Annotated in this window: 16 protein-coding genes; 5 read left to right on the forward strand and 11 right to left on the reverse strand. The window is 51.8% G+C overall.

What is annotated here, in order from left to right:
* Positions 1 to 135: 135 nt before the first annotated feature.
* Positions 136 to 1,101 (reverse strand): amidohydrolase family protein, encoded by a 966-nt coding sequence (locus KZZ10_RS07380; RefSeq protein WP_259660838.1) that lies wholly within the window; start codon positions 1,099 to 1,101, stop codon positions 136 to 138.
* A 218-nt stretch (positions 1,102 to 1,319) separates the two neighbouring features.
* Between KZZ10_RS07380 and KZZ10_RS07385 the strand changes: the two genes are divergently transcribed.
* Genes KZZ10_RS07385 through KZZ10_RS07405 form a run of 5 tightly spaced genes read left to right on the forward strand, consistent with a single transcriptional unit; the run spans position 1,320 to position 7,449 of the window.
* The gene (locus tag KZZ10_RS07385) at positions 1,320 to 2,537 is read left to right on the forward strand and encodes a pyridoxal phosphate-dependent decarboxylase family protein (protein WP_259660839.1); all 1,218 of its coding nucleotides are present in this window, start codon (positions 1,320 to 1,322) and stop codon (positions 2,535 to 2,537) included.
* Positions 2,538 to 2,548: 11 nt separating this feature from the next.
* A complete protein-coding gene (locus KZZ10_RS07390; protein ID WP_259660840.1) occupies positions 2,549 to 3,229 on the forward strand; it encodes an alpha/beta fold hydrolase in 681 nt (226 codons plus the stop codon).
* A gap of 19 nt (positions 3,230 to 3,248) precedes the next feature.
* Positions 3,249 to 4,721, forward strand: a complete 1,473-nt coding sequence (locus KZZ10_RS07395; protein WP_259660841.1) for an efflux transporter outer membrane subunit — start codon at positions 3,249 to 3,251, stop codon at positions 4,719 to 4,721.
* Between the two features lie 10 nt (positions 4,722 to 4,731).
* Complete coding sequence (locus KZZ10_RS07400) at positions 4,732 to 5,871, forward strand: HlyD family secretion protein (protein WP_259660842.1); 1,140 nt, start codon at positions 4,732 to 4,734, stop codon at positions 5,869 to 5,871.
* Between the two features lie 15 nt (positions 5,872 to 5,886).
* Positions 5,887 to 7,449: a DHA2 family efflux MFS transporter permease subunit gene (locus tag KZZ10_RS07405; RefSeq protein ID WP_259660843.1), complete on the forward strand. Its 1,563-nt coding sequence runs from the start codon at positions 5,887 to 5,889 to the stop codon at positions 7,447 to 7,449.
* 8 nt (positions 7,450 to 7,457) lie between these two features.
* On the opposite strand, the gene KZZ10_RS07410 is transcribed toward KZZ10_RS07405, so the two are convergent.
* From KZZ10_RS07410 to KZZ10_RS07455, 10 genes are all read right to left on the reverse strand, one after another.
* The gene (locus KZZ10_RS07410; RefSeq protein ID WP_259660844.1) at positions 7,458 to 7,748 is read right to left on the reverse strand and encodes a DUF1330 domain-containing protein; all 291 of its coding nucleotides are present in this window, start codon (positions 7,746 to 7,748) and stop codon (positions 7,458 to 7,460) included.
* 27 nt (positions 7,749 to 7,775) lie between these two features.
* Positions 7,776 to 9,071 (reverse strand): TRAP transporter large permease, encoded by a 1,296-nt coding sequence (locus KZZ10_RS07415; RefSeq protein ID WP_259660845.1) that lies wholly within the window; start codon positions 9,069 to 9,071, stop codon positions 7,776 to 7,778.
* Entirely contained in the window at positions 9,068 to 9,631 is a 564-nt protein-coding gene (locus KZZ10_RS07420) for a TRAP transporter small permease (protein ID WP_259660846.1), read from the reverse strand. Before KZZ10_RS07420 ends, KZZ10_RS07415 begins: the two co-directional genes overlap by 4 nt.
* A complete protein-coding gene (locus KZZ10_RS07425; protein WP_259660847.1) occupies positions 9,628 to 10,713 on the reverse strand; it encodes a TRAP transporter substrate-binding protein in 1,086 nt (361 codons plus the stop codon). Before KZZ10_RS07425 ends, KZZ10_RS07420 begins: the two co-directional genes overlap by 4 nt.
* A gap of 121 nt (positions 10,714 to 10,834) precedes the next feature.
* Positions 10,835 to 12,181: an amidase gene (locus KZZ10_RS07430; RefSeq protein ID WP_259660848.1), complete on the reverse strand. Its 1,347-nt coding sequence runs from the start codon at positions 12,179 to 12,181 to the stop codon at positions 10,835 to 10,837.
* A 31-nt stretch (positions 12,182 to 12,212) separates the two neighbouring features.
* A complete protein-coding gene (locus tag KZZ10_RS07435) occupies positions 12,213 to 13,088 on the reverse strand; it encodes a beta-keto acid cleavage family enzyme (RefSeq protein WP_259660849.1) in 876 nt (291 codons plus the stop codon).
* Between the two features lie 16 nt (positions 13,089 to 13,104).
* Positions 13,105 to 13,323, reverse strand: a complete 219-nt coding sequence (locus tag KZZ10_RS07440; RefSeq protein ID WP_259660850.1) for a hypothetical protein — start codon at positions 13,321 to 13,323, stop codon at positions 13,105 to 13,107.
* On the reverse strand, positions 13,320 to 14,729 hold the full coding sequence (locus tag KZZ10_RS07445; protein WP_259660851.1) for an amidase: 1,410 nt from the start codon (positions 14,727 to 14,729) through the stop codon (positions 13,320 to 13,322). Before KZZ10_RS07445 ends, KZZ10_RS07440 begins: the two co-directional genes overlap by 4 nt.
* Positions 14,726 to 15,406 (reverse strand): RraA family protein, encoded by a 681-nt coding sequence (locus KZZ10_RS07450; protein ID WP_259660852.1) that lies wholly within the window; start codon positions 15,404 to 15,406, stop codon positions 14,726 to 14,728. Before KZZ10_RS07450 ends, KZZ10_RS07445 begins: the two co-directional genes overlap by 4 nt.
* Positions 15,399 to 16,046, reverse strand: coding sequence for an isochorismatase family protein (locus KZZ10_RS07455; protein WP_259660853.1), 648 nt, complete (start codon positions 16,044 to 16,046; stop codon positions 15,399 to 15,401). Before KZZ10_RS07455 ends, KZZ10_RS07450 begins: the two co-directional genes overlap by 8 nt.
* Between the last annotated feature and the right edge of the window lie 116 nt (positions 16,047 to 16,162).

Below are 16,162 nucleotides of genomic sequence, written 5' to 3' on the forward strand. Positions count from 1 at the left end.
TGTTTAACTGACTATCAAACAAGACTCTGGCAGTGTAGTGTGACAGCACCGTTATAGATAAATTGTATTTATCAATTTTCCCGATAGGTTTTTGCTATAACAGGGTCTTCAACGGTCTTTTCGGCAAGTTGCGGGTCACCTTCCAGCGTCAAGTTTAAACACGCGGAGCGCATTTTTATATGCGACTTGTTCGATAACGTCGAACCGCAAGTAGGGAAGCAAATTCGTGCGGATTTCGGTGATTGCCTCGCCGTAGTGGGCATCCCAGCCGCAGCAGGTGTCTGATCCGAGCATGATGCGATCTGGAAACTCTTCAATTAAGGCTTTCCACTTTGGTCGCAGCCCATTGGCAGAATAAGCGCGACCCGGGCGGTTCACCCGGGCAAGACGGTTATGCAACTCTCCCGTTGCAGACATTTCACACATGATATTTTTCCGCTGCTTGAACAGATTCGCGAGATCCTCGGGCTGACCGTGCGGTAAGCAGTGTGAAAGTATCGTTGTCGTGTTTGGGAAGTCTTCTGACAGACGCAAAATATCTTCCGTGAACTCTGCGTTGTGCTGAGTGTGAAGTTGCACGAAACCGCCAAACTCGTTCGCGATTGTGTAAAACTTACGTATAACAGGGTTGTCGGTCTTGATCTTGCGACGAAATGGCTGCGGACCGCTGTTTTCATTATTTGTGTGTAACTCACCAAACCCCTTTATCGTGCCCTTGGCGAACATGTCATGTGCATCACGAAAGAGGTCACGGAAATAGACATTTTCAGTTTCGATCAATGCGCTAGCCCCTTGACGGATAAAACTCTCAGCGAACTCTCTTTGGCCCGCGGCGGGGATATGTCGACCACGCAAGGCGTCGGCGATATCTATACGCAGGTCACCGACCCCACCGCCCCAGCGGATATTGTTTGCAGTCATTCTCTCGACAACCTCGGCGGTACTTGGTCCGTTACGTGAGTAAGTGTGCATATGGATGTCGGCGATCGGCACAGTTTTTGCCAGCTCGACTGACTTAGGATCAAGTGTTTGCGCCAAGCCGGTCGCTGCGGCGCAGGTAATGAATACCATCGCGATAGCTCTAAAGAATGACCTGGTCATTTCTGAATCTCATTGAATATGGGTGGGGTAAAACGCGTCTGCTCATGTCATTTTTATGAGTGCGCTGTGCGCTGTATGATGAAATATACGATGTTTCATCGTTATCTCACCGCACACATCATGAAAATGACTTGTCCACATTGCCATAAAGTTAATCAACTTCCGATCGATCGGCTAGCAAGCGGTCGCTGCGAAGTGAAGTTGTGATGTGAGGAAAAATGGATAAAGAGTTTTTAGTTGACGCTGATGCCCTAAGGCATGCGGTTGAACTCATGGGACAGCCTTATTCGATCAGTGTCCGTTCGGCGATTCCACCACAGCTGCCTGAGCGAGGCCTCGGGTCCGTAGAGACCTTGGAGCGCCTCGCACCGAACGTACTGGGCGGCGCGGCACGACTTGGTGAGGTGACTGCGTTCGCACACAAAGATCCGCCGACGCCTTGGCTCACTTGGGCGACGACCTTATGGAACGCCTCGCTCAACCAAAACTTGCTTCATCCTGAAACTGCACCCGTTGCGAGGCAGCTAGAAGAAACGGTTCTTCAATGGCTCTGTCCATACTTCGGCATGCGCGGAGGGCATATGACGCCCGGTTCCTCGGCTGCCAATTTGACCGCACTGTGGGCTGCGCGAGAATGTGCCGGCGTGAAAGAAGTCATTGCCTCGGAGGCAGCACACCTGTCCATCAAAAAGGCAGCACACATACTTGGGTTAGATTTTAGAACGGTTCGTGTCGATGCAGCTGGCGCATTATCTCCCGGTGATTTGCCTGCAGATTTGACGCATGCTGCATTGGTATTGACCTCTGGAACGACCAGTGTGGGCGCCCTGGATCCTCTGGATCTTATTGGTCGCGCAGCCTGGACACATGTTGATGCAGCATGGGGCGGGCCCTTGCGGTTAACCTGTTACGCGTCGCGTTTGTCGGGCATCGAAAATGCGGACTCAGTTGCCGTGTCATCTCATAAGTGGCTGTTTCAGCCAAAGGAGTCCGCGCTGATCATGTTTCGAGATGCAGACAAGGCGGCAGAGTCAATTAGCTTTGGTGGTGGTTACCTGAGTGAGCCTAACGTAGGCTTGCTCGGATCGCACGGAGCCTGTGCGATCCCTTTGTTAGCGATGCTCTGGAGTTGGGGTAGAGAAGGTGTAGCCCAACGCATTGAACACTGCATGGGTATGGCGGATACGTTGGCGCAACACTTGGCGAACGATCCTCGGATCGAATTGTTTGCGCAGCCTAGCACCGCGATCGTCTTGTGGAGGCCTCGCGAACGGTATTCGCTAGATCGTATTCTAAATGACTTGCCAGTTGGTATCGCATCAACAGTGACGATCGAGAACAGTAAGTGGATCCGTCACACAGCGGCGAACCCTAACGCCGACATCGTGCGTATCGTGCACACATTGAATCAGGTTTTGGAACGTGCACAGGAATAGCGGAGCAGGATGTGACGAGTAATAAGCCAACGATTGTTTTAGCACCAGGATTCATGACGGACCATGATTTATGGCGTGATGTGGTGCCGCACTTTTCCAACTACAACGTTGTTTACGCCGACTTCCGCGAAGGGGCAACCTTGCAAGAGCTGGCGGCGAGTAATTTGTCGCGCTGTCCGGAACGCTTCGTTTTGATGGGGTTTTCGTTGGGCGGCTACATCGCACGGCACATGCTGTATTTGGCACCTGAACGCGTTCAAGCCCTCATTTTGGTCGGCACCTCTACGAGACCCAGTGGGCCGTCGATATCCGGCCCAACCACAAACAAGATGTTTCGTGGGATGAGTCGTGCAGCGTTGGTGCGTGCCGTTCATACGAGTCGCACCGCAGACGAAGATTTGATCGAGCGGATGAAAGATATGGGCACCCGACTGGGGGCTGAGGTGTTTGCGCGCCTCTCTGCCTTGGATCGAAAATCGGATCTTGAGGCGATGCGCGATATCAAATGTCCTGTGCTGGTCATCACGGCAGACCAGGATCGACTAAGATCGCTAGAGGAGTCTAAAGAAATGGCGGAGGCGGCGCAGGCAACATTAATTGTGCTTCAGCGCTGTGGGCATATGATGCCAATGGAGGAGCCTGACCAATTAGCTTTGCTGGTACGCAATTGGCTAACGAAAAATAATATGTGATGAACACTAGGCCTAACAAATGATACGACAGCAGGTCAGTCACCCGATCACGGTTAGATCGTTGTGTTCTTCTGCCTGTTTGATTGCAGTCTTGCTTTTGACTGCTTGTGCACCGCTTCCTCCTGCTTCGACGCGGCTAATTGAAAAACTACCCTCTGAATTTGCGACGAGTTCGACCTTCACGGCTGCCGTGGTGCAATGGCCAACGATGAACTGGTGGAACAGTTATCAGGATGCTCAGCTTGATCAACTCATTGAAGAAGGCTTAAGAGGCTCCCCCAACTTGGCGATCGCACAGGCTCGGTTGAATCGGGCCCAAGCCTACACGCAGGTGGCAGGTGCTCCGCTACAACCTCAAATCAGTGCGACCGCTGCAGCAGGTGTTCAACGCTTAAGCTATAACTACCTCACGCCCGATACGACGGTGTTGCGCGGCTGGAACCAAGTGGCGCAGACTACTCTAAGTATGAATTGGGAGATAGATTTTTGGGGGAAGTACCGCTCCGCCTTGGCAGCAGCGACCTCCGAACTTCAGGCGAGTGAAGCGGAGCAAGCCCAAGCGGTGCTGGTCTTGACGACTGCTTTGACAGCATCCTATGCCGAGCTTGCTCGCTTATTCGCCCAACAGACAACGAGCCAGCGTGCCGTCGAGATTCGGACCCAGACATCGACCTTATTCAAAGAGCGCTTTAATCACGGCCTTGAAACATTGGCTAGCGTGCGAGAGGCGGATTCGAAGCGTGCGCAGGCTAAAACGGAACTATTGCTTATTGCAGAACAAATTGATTTACAGCGTAACCGTATCGCTGCTCTGCTGGGAGCGGGACCCGATCGCGGCCGATTGATTAGCGCACCCAAAGCCGCGCCTTCGATGAAAAGCGGACTGCCAGAAAATCTGACGATGGATCTACTGGGTCGACGTCCAGATATCGTTGCGGCGCGTCTGCAGACACAAGCATTTTCTTCGCGTATCGATCAACGGCAGGCAGATTTCTATCCAAACATCAACTTAGTCGCATTCATTGGTGTGCAGTCTCTTGGCTTAGATCGGCTGTCTCAAGGTGGATCTCAATTCGGCGCTGCAGGACCCGCGATTTCACTCCCAATTTTTACTGGCGGGCGTCTACAAGGCGAACTCCGAGCGGCGCAGGCTACCTATGATGAATCTGTGGCTATTTACAATCGCACCTTGACCGCCGCGCTCCAAGAGGTGGCGGATGCAATCACCAGCATCAAGGCCTTGACGGGACAGCTTGAGCAAGCCGAACTTGGGTTGGTCGCCGCCCGCGAGGCATTCACGATGATCGCTGGTCGCTACCGTGGTGGACTCGCAAACTATATCGAGGTGCTGATTGCTGAAGACATTATGCTTACGAGTCTACGATCGGTGACTGAGTTGCGCGCCCGAAGGCTTTTGTTGGATGTCCTATTAATCAGAGCGCTTGGTGGAGGGTATCAACAAAAGTCCCAACCTCCAATTGCGAACAAATAAAAGAATGACAATGACGAGCTCCACGACAGAGATGGGCCCGCAGGCCGAGAACAACAGAGCAAAGCGTAAGGTCTGGTTCCTACGCCTAGCGGCGGCAGTCCTGATTGCTGGCGTAAGTTGGCTCGTGTATTGGTTGTTCTACTCCTCGCAGTTTGTGGTGACTGATAATGCCTACACGGCGGTTGAACTGTCTCAAGTGACGACAGCAGTCGAGGGCACGATTAAGGAGGTCAGGGTACATGACACGCAACGCGTTAAGGCGGGAGATATTCTTGCGCTGATTGACGATGCGGATACATCACTGGCAGTCAAACAAGCCCAGTCAGATCTCGAGCTCGCCCTACGTCGAGTCGAAGGATATTTTGTGCGTGACGAGTTGCTCGCTGCCAAAGTCCTTGCTCGCGAGGCAGAGATGCGGGGTGCCAAGGCGCAGGTGGACTCGGCCTCGACAGCCAAGCTGCGGACAGCTGTTGACTTTGCTCGGCGCAAGGCGCTCGAAAAAACTGGTTCGGTGTCCGGTGAGGAGCTGACGCGTGCCGAGAGCGCCGCGATCGCAGCACAAGCTGAGCTTGCGTTAGCGCAAGCCAATCTGACATTGTCTGAGGCAAATCTCGCCTCTGCAAAAGCGGAAAGAAATATGAACATTACGTTGATTGCCGGAACCACCGTCTCCACGCACCCGGAGGTGATGCTTGCTCGCGCCAAGCTCGAGCAAACACAGATCAATCATCGTCGTACGGAGATACGGGCTTCAGTTACTGGAGTCGTGTCTAAATTACAGATCCAAGTTGGCCAACGTGTGCACAGCGGTCAGTCGATGCTAGTGATTGTTCCAGTAGACGACATGCACGTTAACGCCAATTTCAAAGAAGTACAGCTATCCAAAATCCAAGTTGGCCAGGCTGTCGAGGTGACTTCAGATCTGTATGGGTCACGGGTTGTTTTTAAAGGACGTGTGGAGGGGTTTGCTGCAGGCACGGGTTCTGCCTTCGCCATTATTCCTGCACAGAATGCAACGGGCAATTGGATTAAGGTTGTACAACGCGTCCCCGTGCGTATAAAGCTGGATTCGACCGAACTGAAAGCTCACCCCTTAACGGTGGGATTATCAATGACGGTGCGTATCAATATTGATGCTAACGACAAATAGTCGATTGGTAGACTAATGAACCAGAGCAACGTCGCACCTTTAAGTGGGTATCGCCTGTGGGCTGCGGCGGTGGTGATCGCTGGCGCGAATTTCATGGTGGTCTTGGATATGACCATCGCCAATGTATCGATCCCCAATATCGCTGGCAGCCTAGGTGCAACAACGACACAAGGTACTTGGGTGATTACGTCGTATGCCGTCGCCGAAGCGATCGTTTTACCTTTGACCGGCTGGTTAAGCGCGCGGTTTGGTTTGGTTCGCACATTTATCTCTGCAACGGGTTTATTCGTACTGTTTTCAATTTTTTGTGGTCTAGCGACCTCCTTATCGATGCTGGTCACCGCTCGGGTGTTGCAGGGTCTTGCTGGTGGCCCCTTGATGCCGCTGTCTCAAACCTTGCTGTTACGCATATTTCCTAAAGAACAAGCTGGAATGGCGATCACGTTATGGTCTATGACAACACTGCTTGCGCCGATCACTGGGCCTGTTCTTGGTGGCTGGATTTGTGAGAACTGGTCTTGGCCGTGGATATTCTTTATCAATATTCCTCTCGGCGTTGTGGTTGTTTATTTCTCTATTAAGCTATTAGCACGTTACGAACTCCCGATTAGACGACTCCCCATTGATGTCGTCGGTCTTGTGCTATTGATTATCTGGGTGACTGCTTTGCAGGTCATGCTAGACACGGGCAAGGAAAACGACTGGTTCGCTTCGACCACAATTACTTTGCTCGCAATCGTATCGCTCATTGGCTTTGCAGCCTTCTTAATTTGGGAACTGAACATTGATCATCCAATCGTCGACCTGAAAGTGTTTCGACACAAGGCGTTTTGGGTTGCGGTGTTGGTGATGAGCATTGGATACGCATCATTCATGACCCTCAATGTGCTGACACCGCTGTGGCTCCAATTGAATATGGATTACACCGCAAGTCAGGCGGGCAGAACGATAGGGTGGACCGGACTGTTTTCGCTTTGTATGGCTCCCTTCGTGGCAAGACTCGCGGTTAAGGTAGATCGCAGAAAGTTAATTAGCGGCGGGTTGCTTTGGCTATCGGGTGTAACGGCATTGCGGTGCCTGGGCAGTACCGAATTAACCTACTGGGATATCGCATTTCCGCTGATGATAATGGGGCTTGGCATGCCCTTCTTTTTTATATCGGTGTCTGGTATGGCTTTAGCCAGTGTGAACACAGATGAGACGGCATCCGCGGCGGGACTGCTGAATTTTTCAAGAACGCTATTGGCGGCGTTTGCGATTTCAGTGATGACCACAAATTGGGAAAGCTATACCGCCACCGTTTATGCTGATCTCGTGGGGTCGATTGACGCCGGTGGTGACCTATTCAAGGCATTGTCTCAGAGCGGTGTGGAGAGCAATAAAATCTATTCAATGATGGATCGATTATTGAGCGCTCAAAGTTTGATGATCGCGACAAACGCGATCATGGCGATAGTCGCCTTGGCCTTCTTGTTAGGCGCAATCGCCATCTGGTTTGCACCACGACCACGCGCCTGGTCTGCGGAGACTACAGGTAGTAATTCAGGCGCGACGGCGCAAAAGAGCACGGCAACTTAGGTTCTTCGTCAAAGCCCGTCAACTAGAACGATTTGACCGACAGAGTTGTTGGTGCGGTGAGGCAATACTGCCTGGTATTCAGCGCTGTCGTACCAAGTATCGAGCGCTTGCCTGCTTGGAAATTCAACGATCACATGTCTGTCACGCAACGCCTCACCTTCTCGCTGAGTGCTTGCACCACCGCGTACAAGATACTTGCCACCATACATTTCAATCGTTGCAGGAACGGCCTGCGAATATTTCTTGTATCCCTCAGGATTTGTGATGGTGATATGGCCCATCAAATACGCTTTTGCCACGCAGGCCTCCTAAAGATGACACACAGTCTATCGAACAGCAATGAGAGTAATGCTCGGGAAAGCGATAAGGAGTGCAACAACCAACAGTTCCATAAAGAAAAAAGGCGTGATGCCTTTAAAGATTTCTCGAATCGTTAGAACAGGATTGGTGGTCGCTACGACAAAGACATTCAGTCCGACGGGCGGGGTAATGTTGCCGATCTCTGTCATTTTCACGACCAGAATGCCAAACAAAATAGGGTCGATCCCCGCCTGTTTGACGATGGGGAAAATAACCGGCATGGTTAGTAGCACCATTGACGCCGCATCAACAAAACACCCCAAAACTAGAAAAGGAATTAACAGGCAGATGAGCAAGACCGTAGGGTTTAGATTTAAGCTTGCGACCCAAACAGAGAGGCTCTGAGGTATTTGTGTGGTGGCCAGAGCTGCGCTAAATACTCCCGCGCCTATGATCAGAAAGAATATTGCCGCGGTACTTGAACCGGAGGTCCGAAGCCCTTCTTTAATTTCTTTCCAACTTGTTCCGCGTGAAATCGCGATTAACAGCGCCGCGAGTGCGCCAAACCCGGCCGCCTCGGTGGCAGTGGCGATACCCGTGTAGAGCGTCCCCATCACGATGCCGAACAGTAGAAGAATCTCCCACGACATGAAGGTTGCGCGCAGGCGCTCTTTAAATCCAGTGCGCGGGTGTACTGTGATGCTGCGCATTTTGGGATCACGCTTAACCATCAGGTAAATACCAAGACCGTAGATCAGTACCGTCAAAATGCCAGGAATAATCCCTGCCATAAACAATTCAGGTATGGGTGTCTCGGTTGCGATGGAGTAAAGCACCATAATGGTGGAAGGAGGGATCAACACCCCCAAGGTGCCACCTGTTGCCACACAGGCACCCGCAAGCGACTTTGAATAGCCGGCTTTTAAGAGTTCCGGAATGGCCACTCTTGAAATCGTCGCGGCGGTCGCGATGGAAGACCCTGAGACCGTTGCAAAGGCTGCGCACGCCACGATTGCAGAGATCGCTAGACCGCCTGGAATATGCCCCAGCCAAACGGTTGCTGCGCGAAAACCCTTCTCGGAAATCCCAGCTGAAAATGCCATGTGTCCCATAAACAGAAACAGTGGGATCACAATAAACGCAAACTCTGCCGATACTGAATAGGGCAGCGTCCCCAGCAAATAGTCCGCTGCGCCCCATCCTTGAACCGCCAAAATGCCAATGAGTCCACAGGCAAGTAAAGACATCGCAATCGGCAAACCTAGTGCCAACAAAACGAATAGCCCACTCACTAACCAAAATCCGTGTTCTGCTGGGCTCATAATGTTTGCTGCCTGACGGTTTGTGCAAGTTCGATCGCTTGGTCTGGAGCGAAAGGATGTTTTCCATTTAGCAACAGATCAAGGCCAGATACTACGCTTTGGAAGGTCAGCACGGTAAGACCCATGGCGATCATGAAACGATGCGGCCACAACGAAATTTCAACCAAACCAATTGAGACCTCGTCGCGGTTAAACGAAAATATTGCAGCACGCCATGTAAACCAGCAAAGCAAACCCAAGACTACTATTTGTAACAACAACAAAATGCCACTGATGAATAAATTGACTTTCATCGGCATTAAGTCTGTAACGATCGAGACACGAAAGTTCTCTCGTTCGCTTTGCGTAGACGGCAAGCCAAAATAAATCATTGCAAGCAGCAACAGAGTGCATAGCTCAAGCACCCCCCAGACTGCGATTCCTGCAGTGCCCCGCAGGAAAGCATCAAGTACTACCCCGAGCATCATGACGATTGTGAGCAAACCGGTCACGCTAGCCATGGCTAGCGTGACCGACCGAGAGGTCGTAATTAACTTCTGACAGGCGTTTCTTAGAGTCATTTTTTACGCGCTACGAAACGGTCGATACCTGTGACGTAGGGGTATTCTTTTTCATATTTGCGTACCAAAGCTGTGTAGGAGGCTAACAGTGCTGTGCCATCTGCACCGACGCGCGCGACTTGAGCATTGTATTTTTTAATGATGACGTCGTTTGTTGCCTCGCGCCATCTTTTTTCCTCGGCGGCATCCATCGGAACAACTTGAACCTTTTTAGCCTTAAGCAATATGTCGACGGACTCGTCTACCTCTTTACCTTGCTCAGTGGCATAAAACTTCAAAGCATTATTGGCCGAGCTAGTGAATATTTCCTGGAGGTCTTTAGGCATCGCCTTCCACTTGTCCAGATTAATTGAGGTGATAACTGTCGCAAATATTCCCATGCGAGCAGCAGGAGATAGATAGTTAACCATTTCTGGGAGTCCGTCCTTGACGCCTTGCTCGAAAGGTGTCGTGGAGATGGCATCGACCCCACCTCGCGTCAGCAAATCGATCGCGTCGGTATAAGGAACTGTTACCGCTGTTGCGCCCAGAGCAACGAGTGCATCGGCAGGCCCGAGCAAGGTGCGAATACGCATGCCTTTAAGGTCTGCAGCCGTGGTTACTTTTTTCATGCTCCACAATACATTTTCTGCTGCAGGGATTGTCAGGAGGACATGAACATTGTTGCGCTGAAATTCTTTTTGAACCTCAGGTGTGTTGTTGTACCAATCACGAAACGCGTAGCTTGCGGCCTGCACATTTTCTGTGACAAAGGGCAGCGTAACGCCTGCCAAGGGGTACTCGCGAGGGTTAAAGGCAGCGGGCACAGTGAAGCCGATATCCACCGCACCACGGCTTAGCCCTGGGTATACGTCGGACGCTTTAAGCAGTACGCCGCCATAATAGTATTCAAATGTGACGCGACCGTTCGTGCGCTTCGTGACCTCGTCGAAATAGTGTTGCTGTACTTTGCTAAAGAGGGAGGTGGCTGGGTAGTTCGAGGCCACCTTTAGCTTCATCGTTGGCTGTGCCGAGACAGTGAACGCAGCGATCGATAGACCGGCGGCAAGCAAGACAGATTGCAATAGGGAGGCAGGTCGCATGGGTTGGTTCTCCAGAGTTGTAGGAAATATCTTGGAACTTATTCAATCTAATTTAGAAGTCACTGGCCAGTCAAGGTGTATCTTTGCTTAAAACTCGTTAAATTTTGCTTGAAGGAAAAGCTTAGGAAACAAGCATCGGGCGTTGTTGATGGTACGTGGTGACTTTCTGAAAAGCATGACCCAACTGCAATATGGCTGCTTCTCCAAAGGCAGGGCCCGCGAGCTCCATGGAAAGGGGCAGACCCTCCGCTGAAAATCCGCACGGAAGCGCAAGGCTTGGAACGCCGGCTGCTGCATAGACGCAGGTAAATTTCGGGATCGCGCGAATCGCTTGGGCAAACTCTAAATCTGCTCTTAAAGGCGGCAGTATGGGCGTGGTTGGACACAACATCGCGTCAACTTGGGTGAATAAGCCAGAAAGGCGATGCCGCCAAGCCTCGACCCAGCGCATTGCTTGGGCGTAATCCGGTCCGCTTAACCGACCTCCGATGGCAAGTCGCATTTGGATATCCGCGCCATAATCGTCCGGCCGTTGAGCGAGTTGTTCTCGATGCTTCTCGAAAGCGTCAGCCAAAATCAACCGAAAACCTAACATCTCTTGCGCGCGATCAACATCTCCTAGGTCTACTTCAACGATCTCGACCCCCAGGCTTTTATAAACGCCTAGCGCATGCTCAATTGCGGCTTGTAATTCTGTAGATATGTGATCAAAGTACCAACGGCGCATGAAGCCAATACGCTTGCCACGAACGCTCTCATTTAACGTGCTCAACGCATCTGGTACGGGACGGTCGATGGACATGGGATCTGCAGGGTCATAGCCCGCAATCACTTGAAAAACACGAGCGACATCTGATACGGATTTTCCTAGAGGGCCAAGAACGTCGAAAGGGGGGCTTACGCCCACGCTACCTGCGCAAGATATCCTGCCCACAGAAGGTCGTAAGCCGGCTAGTCCGTTAAACGCAGAGGGAATTCTGATCGATCCTGCCGTATCGCTGCCAATTGAAACAGTGCACATTTCGGCTGCGACAGAAGCTCCCGAGCCGCCACTCGAGCCTCCTGGTATGCGTGAAGGATCCCATGGGTTTTTGACTGGTCCAAAATGTTTGCTTTGACTCGTCGGACCAAATACCCATTCGTGTAAATTGGACTTGCCAATAATGACAGCGCCTGCCTCAAGGAGGCGATCACTAATAAAGGCATTGTGCTGCGCGACATTATCTTTGAGAATGACGGAGGCGGCAGTCGTCACGCATCCGGCTAGATCGATATTGTCTTTTAAATTAATTACCATGCCATGTAGTGGGCCTCGAGCTTGGACAGGCAAGGCGTCGAGTTGCGCTGCGCGCGCGAGCGCTTGATCAGCGAGAACGGTGATCATTGCGTTAATCGTCGGGTTGTATTTCGCGATATTTTCTAGCGCGGTTTTGGTTGCAGCGGTTGCACTGTGCACTTGTGGTTGCATGGAATTTACCTTTGTGTGGTTCTGCTGTGGATTAGTGGACGCCGAGCATTTGTCGCGCTTGCTCGGGCGTTGCAACATCACGGCCGATGACCTTCGCCAGCTTGACAATTTCACTGACTAGTTCGGCGTTTGTTGGATAGCCTAATTCAGGATAGGCATAATCTCCGATGCCGATTGCAATATGTCCTCCTTGCGCGATTGCAGCTGCGGCAATCGTAAAAAGATTTCCACCCTTACAGCATATCGACCATTCAACGGCTGATCCGCGGGGCAAGTGATCGGTGTAAGCTCTTAGGCCCTCAAGCGTATTGGGGTGGGCACCGAGCTGTCCTGCTCCACCGTGGACGAGTAAAAAATAGCTCGGATCGGGCACGAGTCCTAGCTCAATTAAGGCGCCTGCACCGCGTAAAAATGAGATGTTCCAGCATGCGAGAGCAGGGCGCACGCCAATTTCACGAAAGCGCTCCAGAAACGCGATGAGCGTTTCATGGGAGTTAACGTAGACTTTATTGTTCGATATGAACCTCTTAGTTGAGGAGTCAAATACATCTATGTTTGTGGAGCCCGGATCAAGACCGACAATTTCGGGCTTCAGAACTGCATCCTTAGCAAAAGACTCTATGTGAGCAATTCGCTCAAGTGTTCCACCTTTCGTGATTTGTCCGAGTGTCGGATTAATCATGAGGTCTGAGTGTGCTCGAATTTCCCTGATGGGTGCCGCGTAATCTTCGAGTCCGTGCGCAGGTAGGCCATCGGCGGTTCTGGCGTGAAAGTGAATCACAGATGCGCCGGCGTCCTGTATAGCGCGCGCTTCTCGACCGATTTCTGCGGGTGTCCAGGGCACATTTGGATTCTCGTCGCGCATCGCGTATTCGTTGACGCGCACTTCAATGATGAGTTTTTTCATTTTTTGTTCATACGTCCTAGGTGCGAGTCATCACAACAAAGACGGGCGCAGGGCCATCCTCTTTGTTTGATAAGCGCCTAACTTGCTGACCAAACGTTGCCACCGGCACAGACAACTCCTCCATGCGTTTTAAATAAACAGGGTTTAGTTCAGACAGCCCGTGTAGCGTTGCAAAAGACGGAAGATTATTTATTTGTTCGGTAGAAGATGTTTTAGCTGGGCGTTTTTTACTCATAATGTTGGTCTCCTATTGCGCCATGACGTCGCAGCTTCATAGGCGCCTGCGATTTGCAGAACCGTCGCTTCGTCGCCGCGGTTTCCAATGATTTGCCAATTTAGAGGTAAGCCTTTTGCGAAGCCATTGCATTGCACTAAGGCTGGGTGTCCCGAGAGATTAAAAGGGGTCAGCATCGTCTCGACAGTGAAGGCTGTCATCTCGGGTTCGACACCTAGTCTTGGCGGTAAATGTAATGTGCCAAAGGTTACTAAGGCGTCGTAGCCGCGTAGCAGCGTGTCGAGACTCGTAGCGATTGCTCGTCTCAAACGCTGTGCTGCGAGGTAGTCCACTGCTCGGACAAGCGAGCCGGCCAATAGCTTATCTCGTAAGGCAAACCCCATCTGATCAGCATGATGTTTGAGTTCATTCTCGTGGATGGCGGCACTTTCTGCAGGTCCGATCATTCGGGATGCCGCAAAGCACTCTGCCGCTGGAATGGGAAGTTTGACGTACGTGAGGCGTGCGCCAAGCTTTTCAAGAACCTCGAGTGCTTTGTGGAGCCCGTCTTGTAACGGTCGGTCTGCTTGCGGAAAGCCAGGACCCGGATCGTCAACAACGGCAATCCGTAAACCCGAAATCGGCATGCCCACGCTACGCGATAACGAACGTTGAGGCAAAGCGCCTGCCATCGGCGATCCGAGCAAGGTGTCAAGAATCATCGCGCAGTCTTGAACCGTCCAGGCAAAGGGTCCGGGCGTGTCAAGAGACCAGCAGTTCGGAAGAATCCCCTGGGTCGAGAGACGCCCGGGCGTGGTGATCATCCCCACTGCACCACAGGCGGCTGCAGGTAGTCGCACCGAGCCGGTTGTGTCGGAGCCTAGCGCGAAAAGGGCTGTGCCTGCGGCCACTGCCGCGCCTGCACCTGTCGACGAGCCGCCCGTAAATCTCTTTACGTCCCAAGGGTTGCGTGCCGGTGGAAAAGGTAGATCGAAGTATTCGCCTCCGTTACCTGTTCCAAACTCCCACGTCGATAATTTACCTATCAACACGGCGCCCGCGGTTTTAAGGTCAGCGACAAGCGGCGCATCAACCTCCGGTATGTGCGCCAAGCGCAGGCGAGAGCCGGCGGTAGCAGGCATTCCGGCGACGTCGTAGTTATCTTTTACTGCAAAAGGAATCCCATGAAGAGGGCCTTTCCAAATTCCATTTCGCAGTTCACTTTCAGCACGTTTTGCCGCTTTGCGTGCTGGTTCGGTCGCAACATAAATGTAAGAGTGAATCTTGCTGTCTACCTCAGCGATGCGTTCAAGATAAGCCTCAAGTAATTCGACCGGAGAAAGGCTGGCAGCTTGAAGGCGAGCGGACGCTTCAGCTAGCGTAATTTTCCATAACTCCTTGGAGGGAGGAGATATTTTCTTTTTCATGTAATCCAATGCACGCCGGCTTGACTCAATAGACTTTCAAAGTTTGTAGGCTTGGTTGCGCCTGACGCCACACGATCTTGTATCAAGCGATCTTGTGTAAAGAGTGCATCGAGCTTTGGCTCTAGGTTGTGGATATTTGTGCTCGGTATCGTCGCGGCACCATCCTCATCGACCACAATAAAATCACCCGCTTGAATAGTCGTGGTTGAAATCGCAATCGAGACGCCCACCGTACCCGGACCACGTTTGCTGGGTGCGCGCGCAGATGTGCCAAGGGCAAAAACTGGAAAATTAAGTTTCTTGAGACCGTCTAGGTCTCGAACAAAACCATTCACCAAGACCCCGGCTGCTCCGGCATTTTTGTAGAGACCAATAATGTGATCTCCCAGCAAGGCGCACTTCCCCTCGCCGGTACAGGTCACGATCACAAGATCGCCTGGTTTGATGACGCTAAGCGCCGCATAAGGCGCTAAATTGTCATCGACAGAGGTCATGATGGGTAGCGCGAGTCCGGCCATACGCTCTGGGCCTGCCATGCGACGCAGAGCTAGATCGAGTATGGCAGCCCCAGCGGTGACATCACTGACTTGACTGCTTGATGCTTGCATCAAAGCAGGTATCTCAGTCACTTCTACACGTGCCCAATCACGACGGATGGTGAGTGCAGCCTTATCCATTTGACCGTTTTGAAAGCTGATCAAGCCAGGAGATGACTTCGGCTTTAGGCATGACATCACCGTACTTTGCGTTAATGTCAAACAATGCGGCGTCGTGAGGAGCGTCATGACGATCACCACAGCATTCCTTTGGCACGATTACACGATAGCCGTGCTGTATCGCATCGACGGCAGTTGCCCGTACACATCCGCTGGTTGAGCAGCCTATAAGCACCGTTGTATCAATGCCTAAGGTCTTGAGTGTCGAACCAAGCGATGTGCCAAAAAAACTGCTTGGATATTGTTTAGTGACAATAAAGTCTGCTGGCAGTGGCGTGATGCGCTCATCGATGGCGCCGAGCGGTGCGCCTTGGATAAACAGCTTGAGCGAAGGCACTTTCTTAAAAAATAGTCCACCATCTAAGCCTGAGGGGTGATAGACCACTTGTGTATAGATGATGGGTGCGCCGGCCCGGCGAGCGGCGGCCAACAAGGGAATCGAGTGATCGACCGCATCGACGACACCTTGACCAAAAAAGGGTGCTCCCTGTGTGGTGTAAGCCTTTACAAAGTCGATCACGATGACGGCAGGTTTCTCGCCAAATCCTAATCGTGTATCAAATACCCCTCGGTAATTGTCCGCGCGGCTCGCATCTGTCATTATTTTTCCTCTGAGAATATTGTTAGAACTTTTAACATTAAGACTCAGATTAAAACTAACGAGGACGGGGGCACATAGGTTAATACCCCAAGCTCGTTGGCTTGCAGACATCTTCA

The sequence above is a fragment of the Zwartia hollandica genome (assembly GCF_019923725.1).
In the GTDB taxonomy this organism is placed as follows: domain Bacteria; phylum Pseudomonadota; class Gammaproteobacteria; order Burkholderiales; family Burkholderiaceae_B; genus Zwartia; species Zwartia hollandica.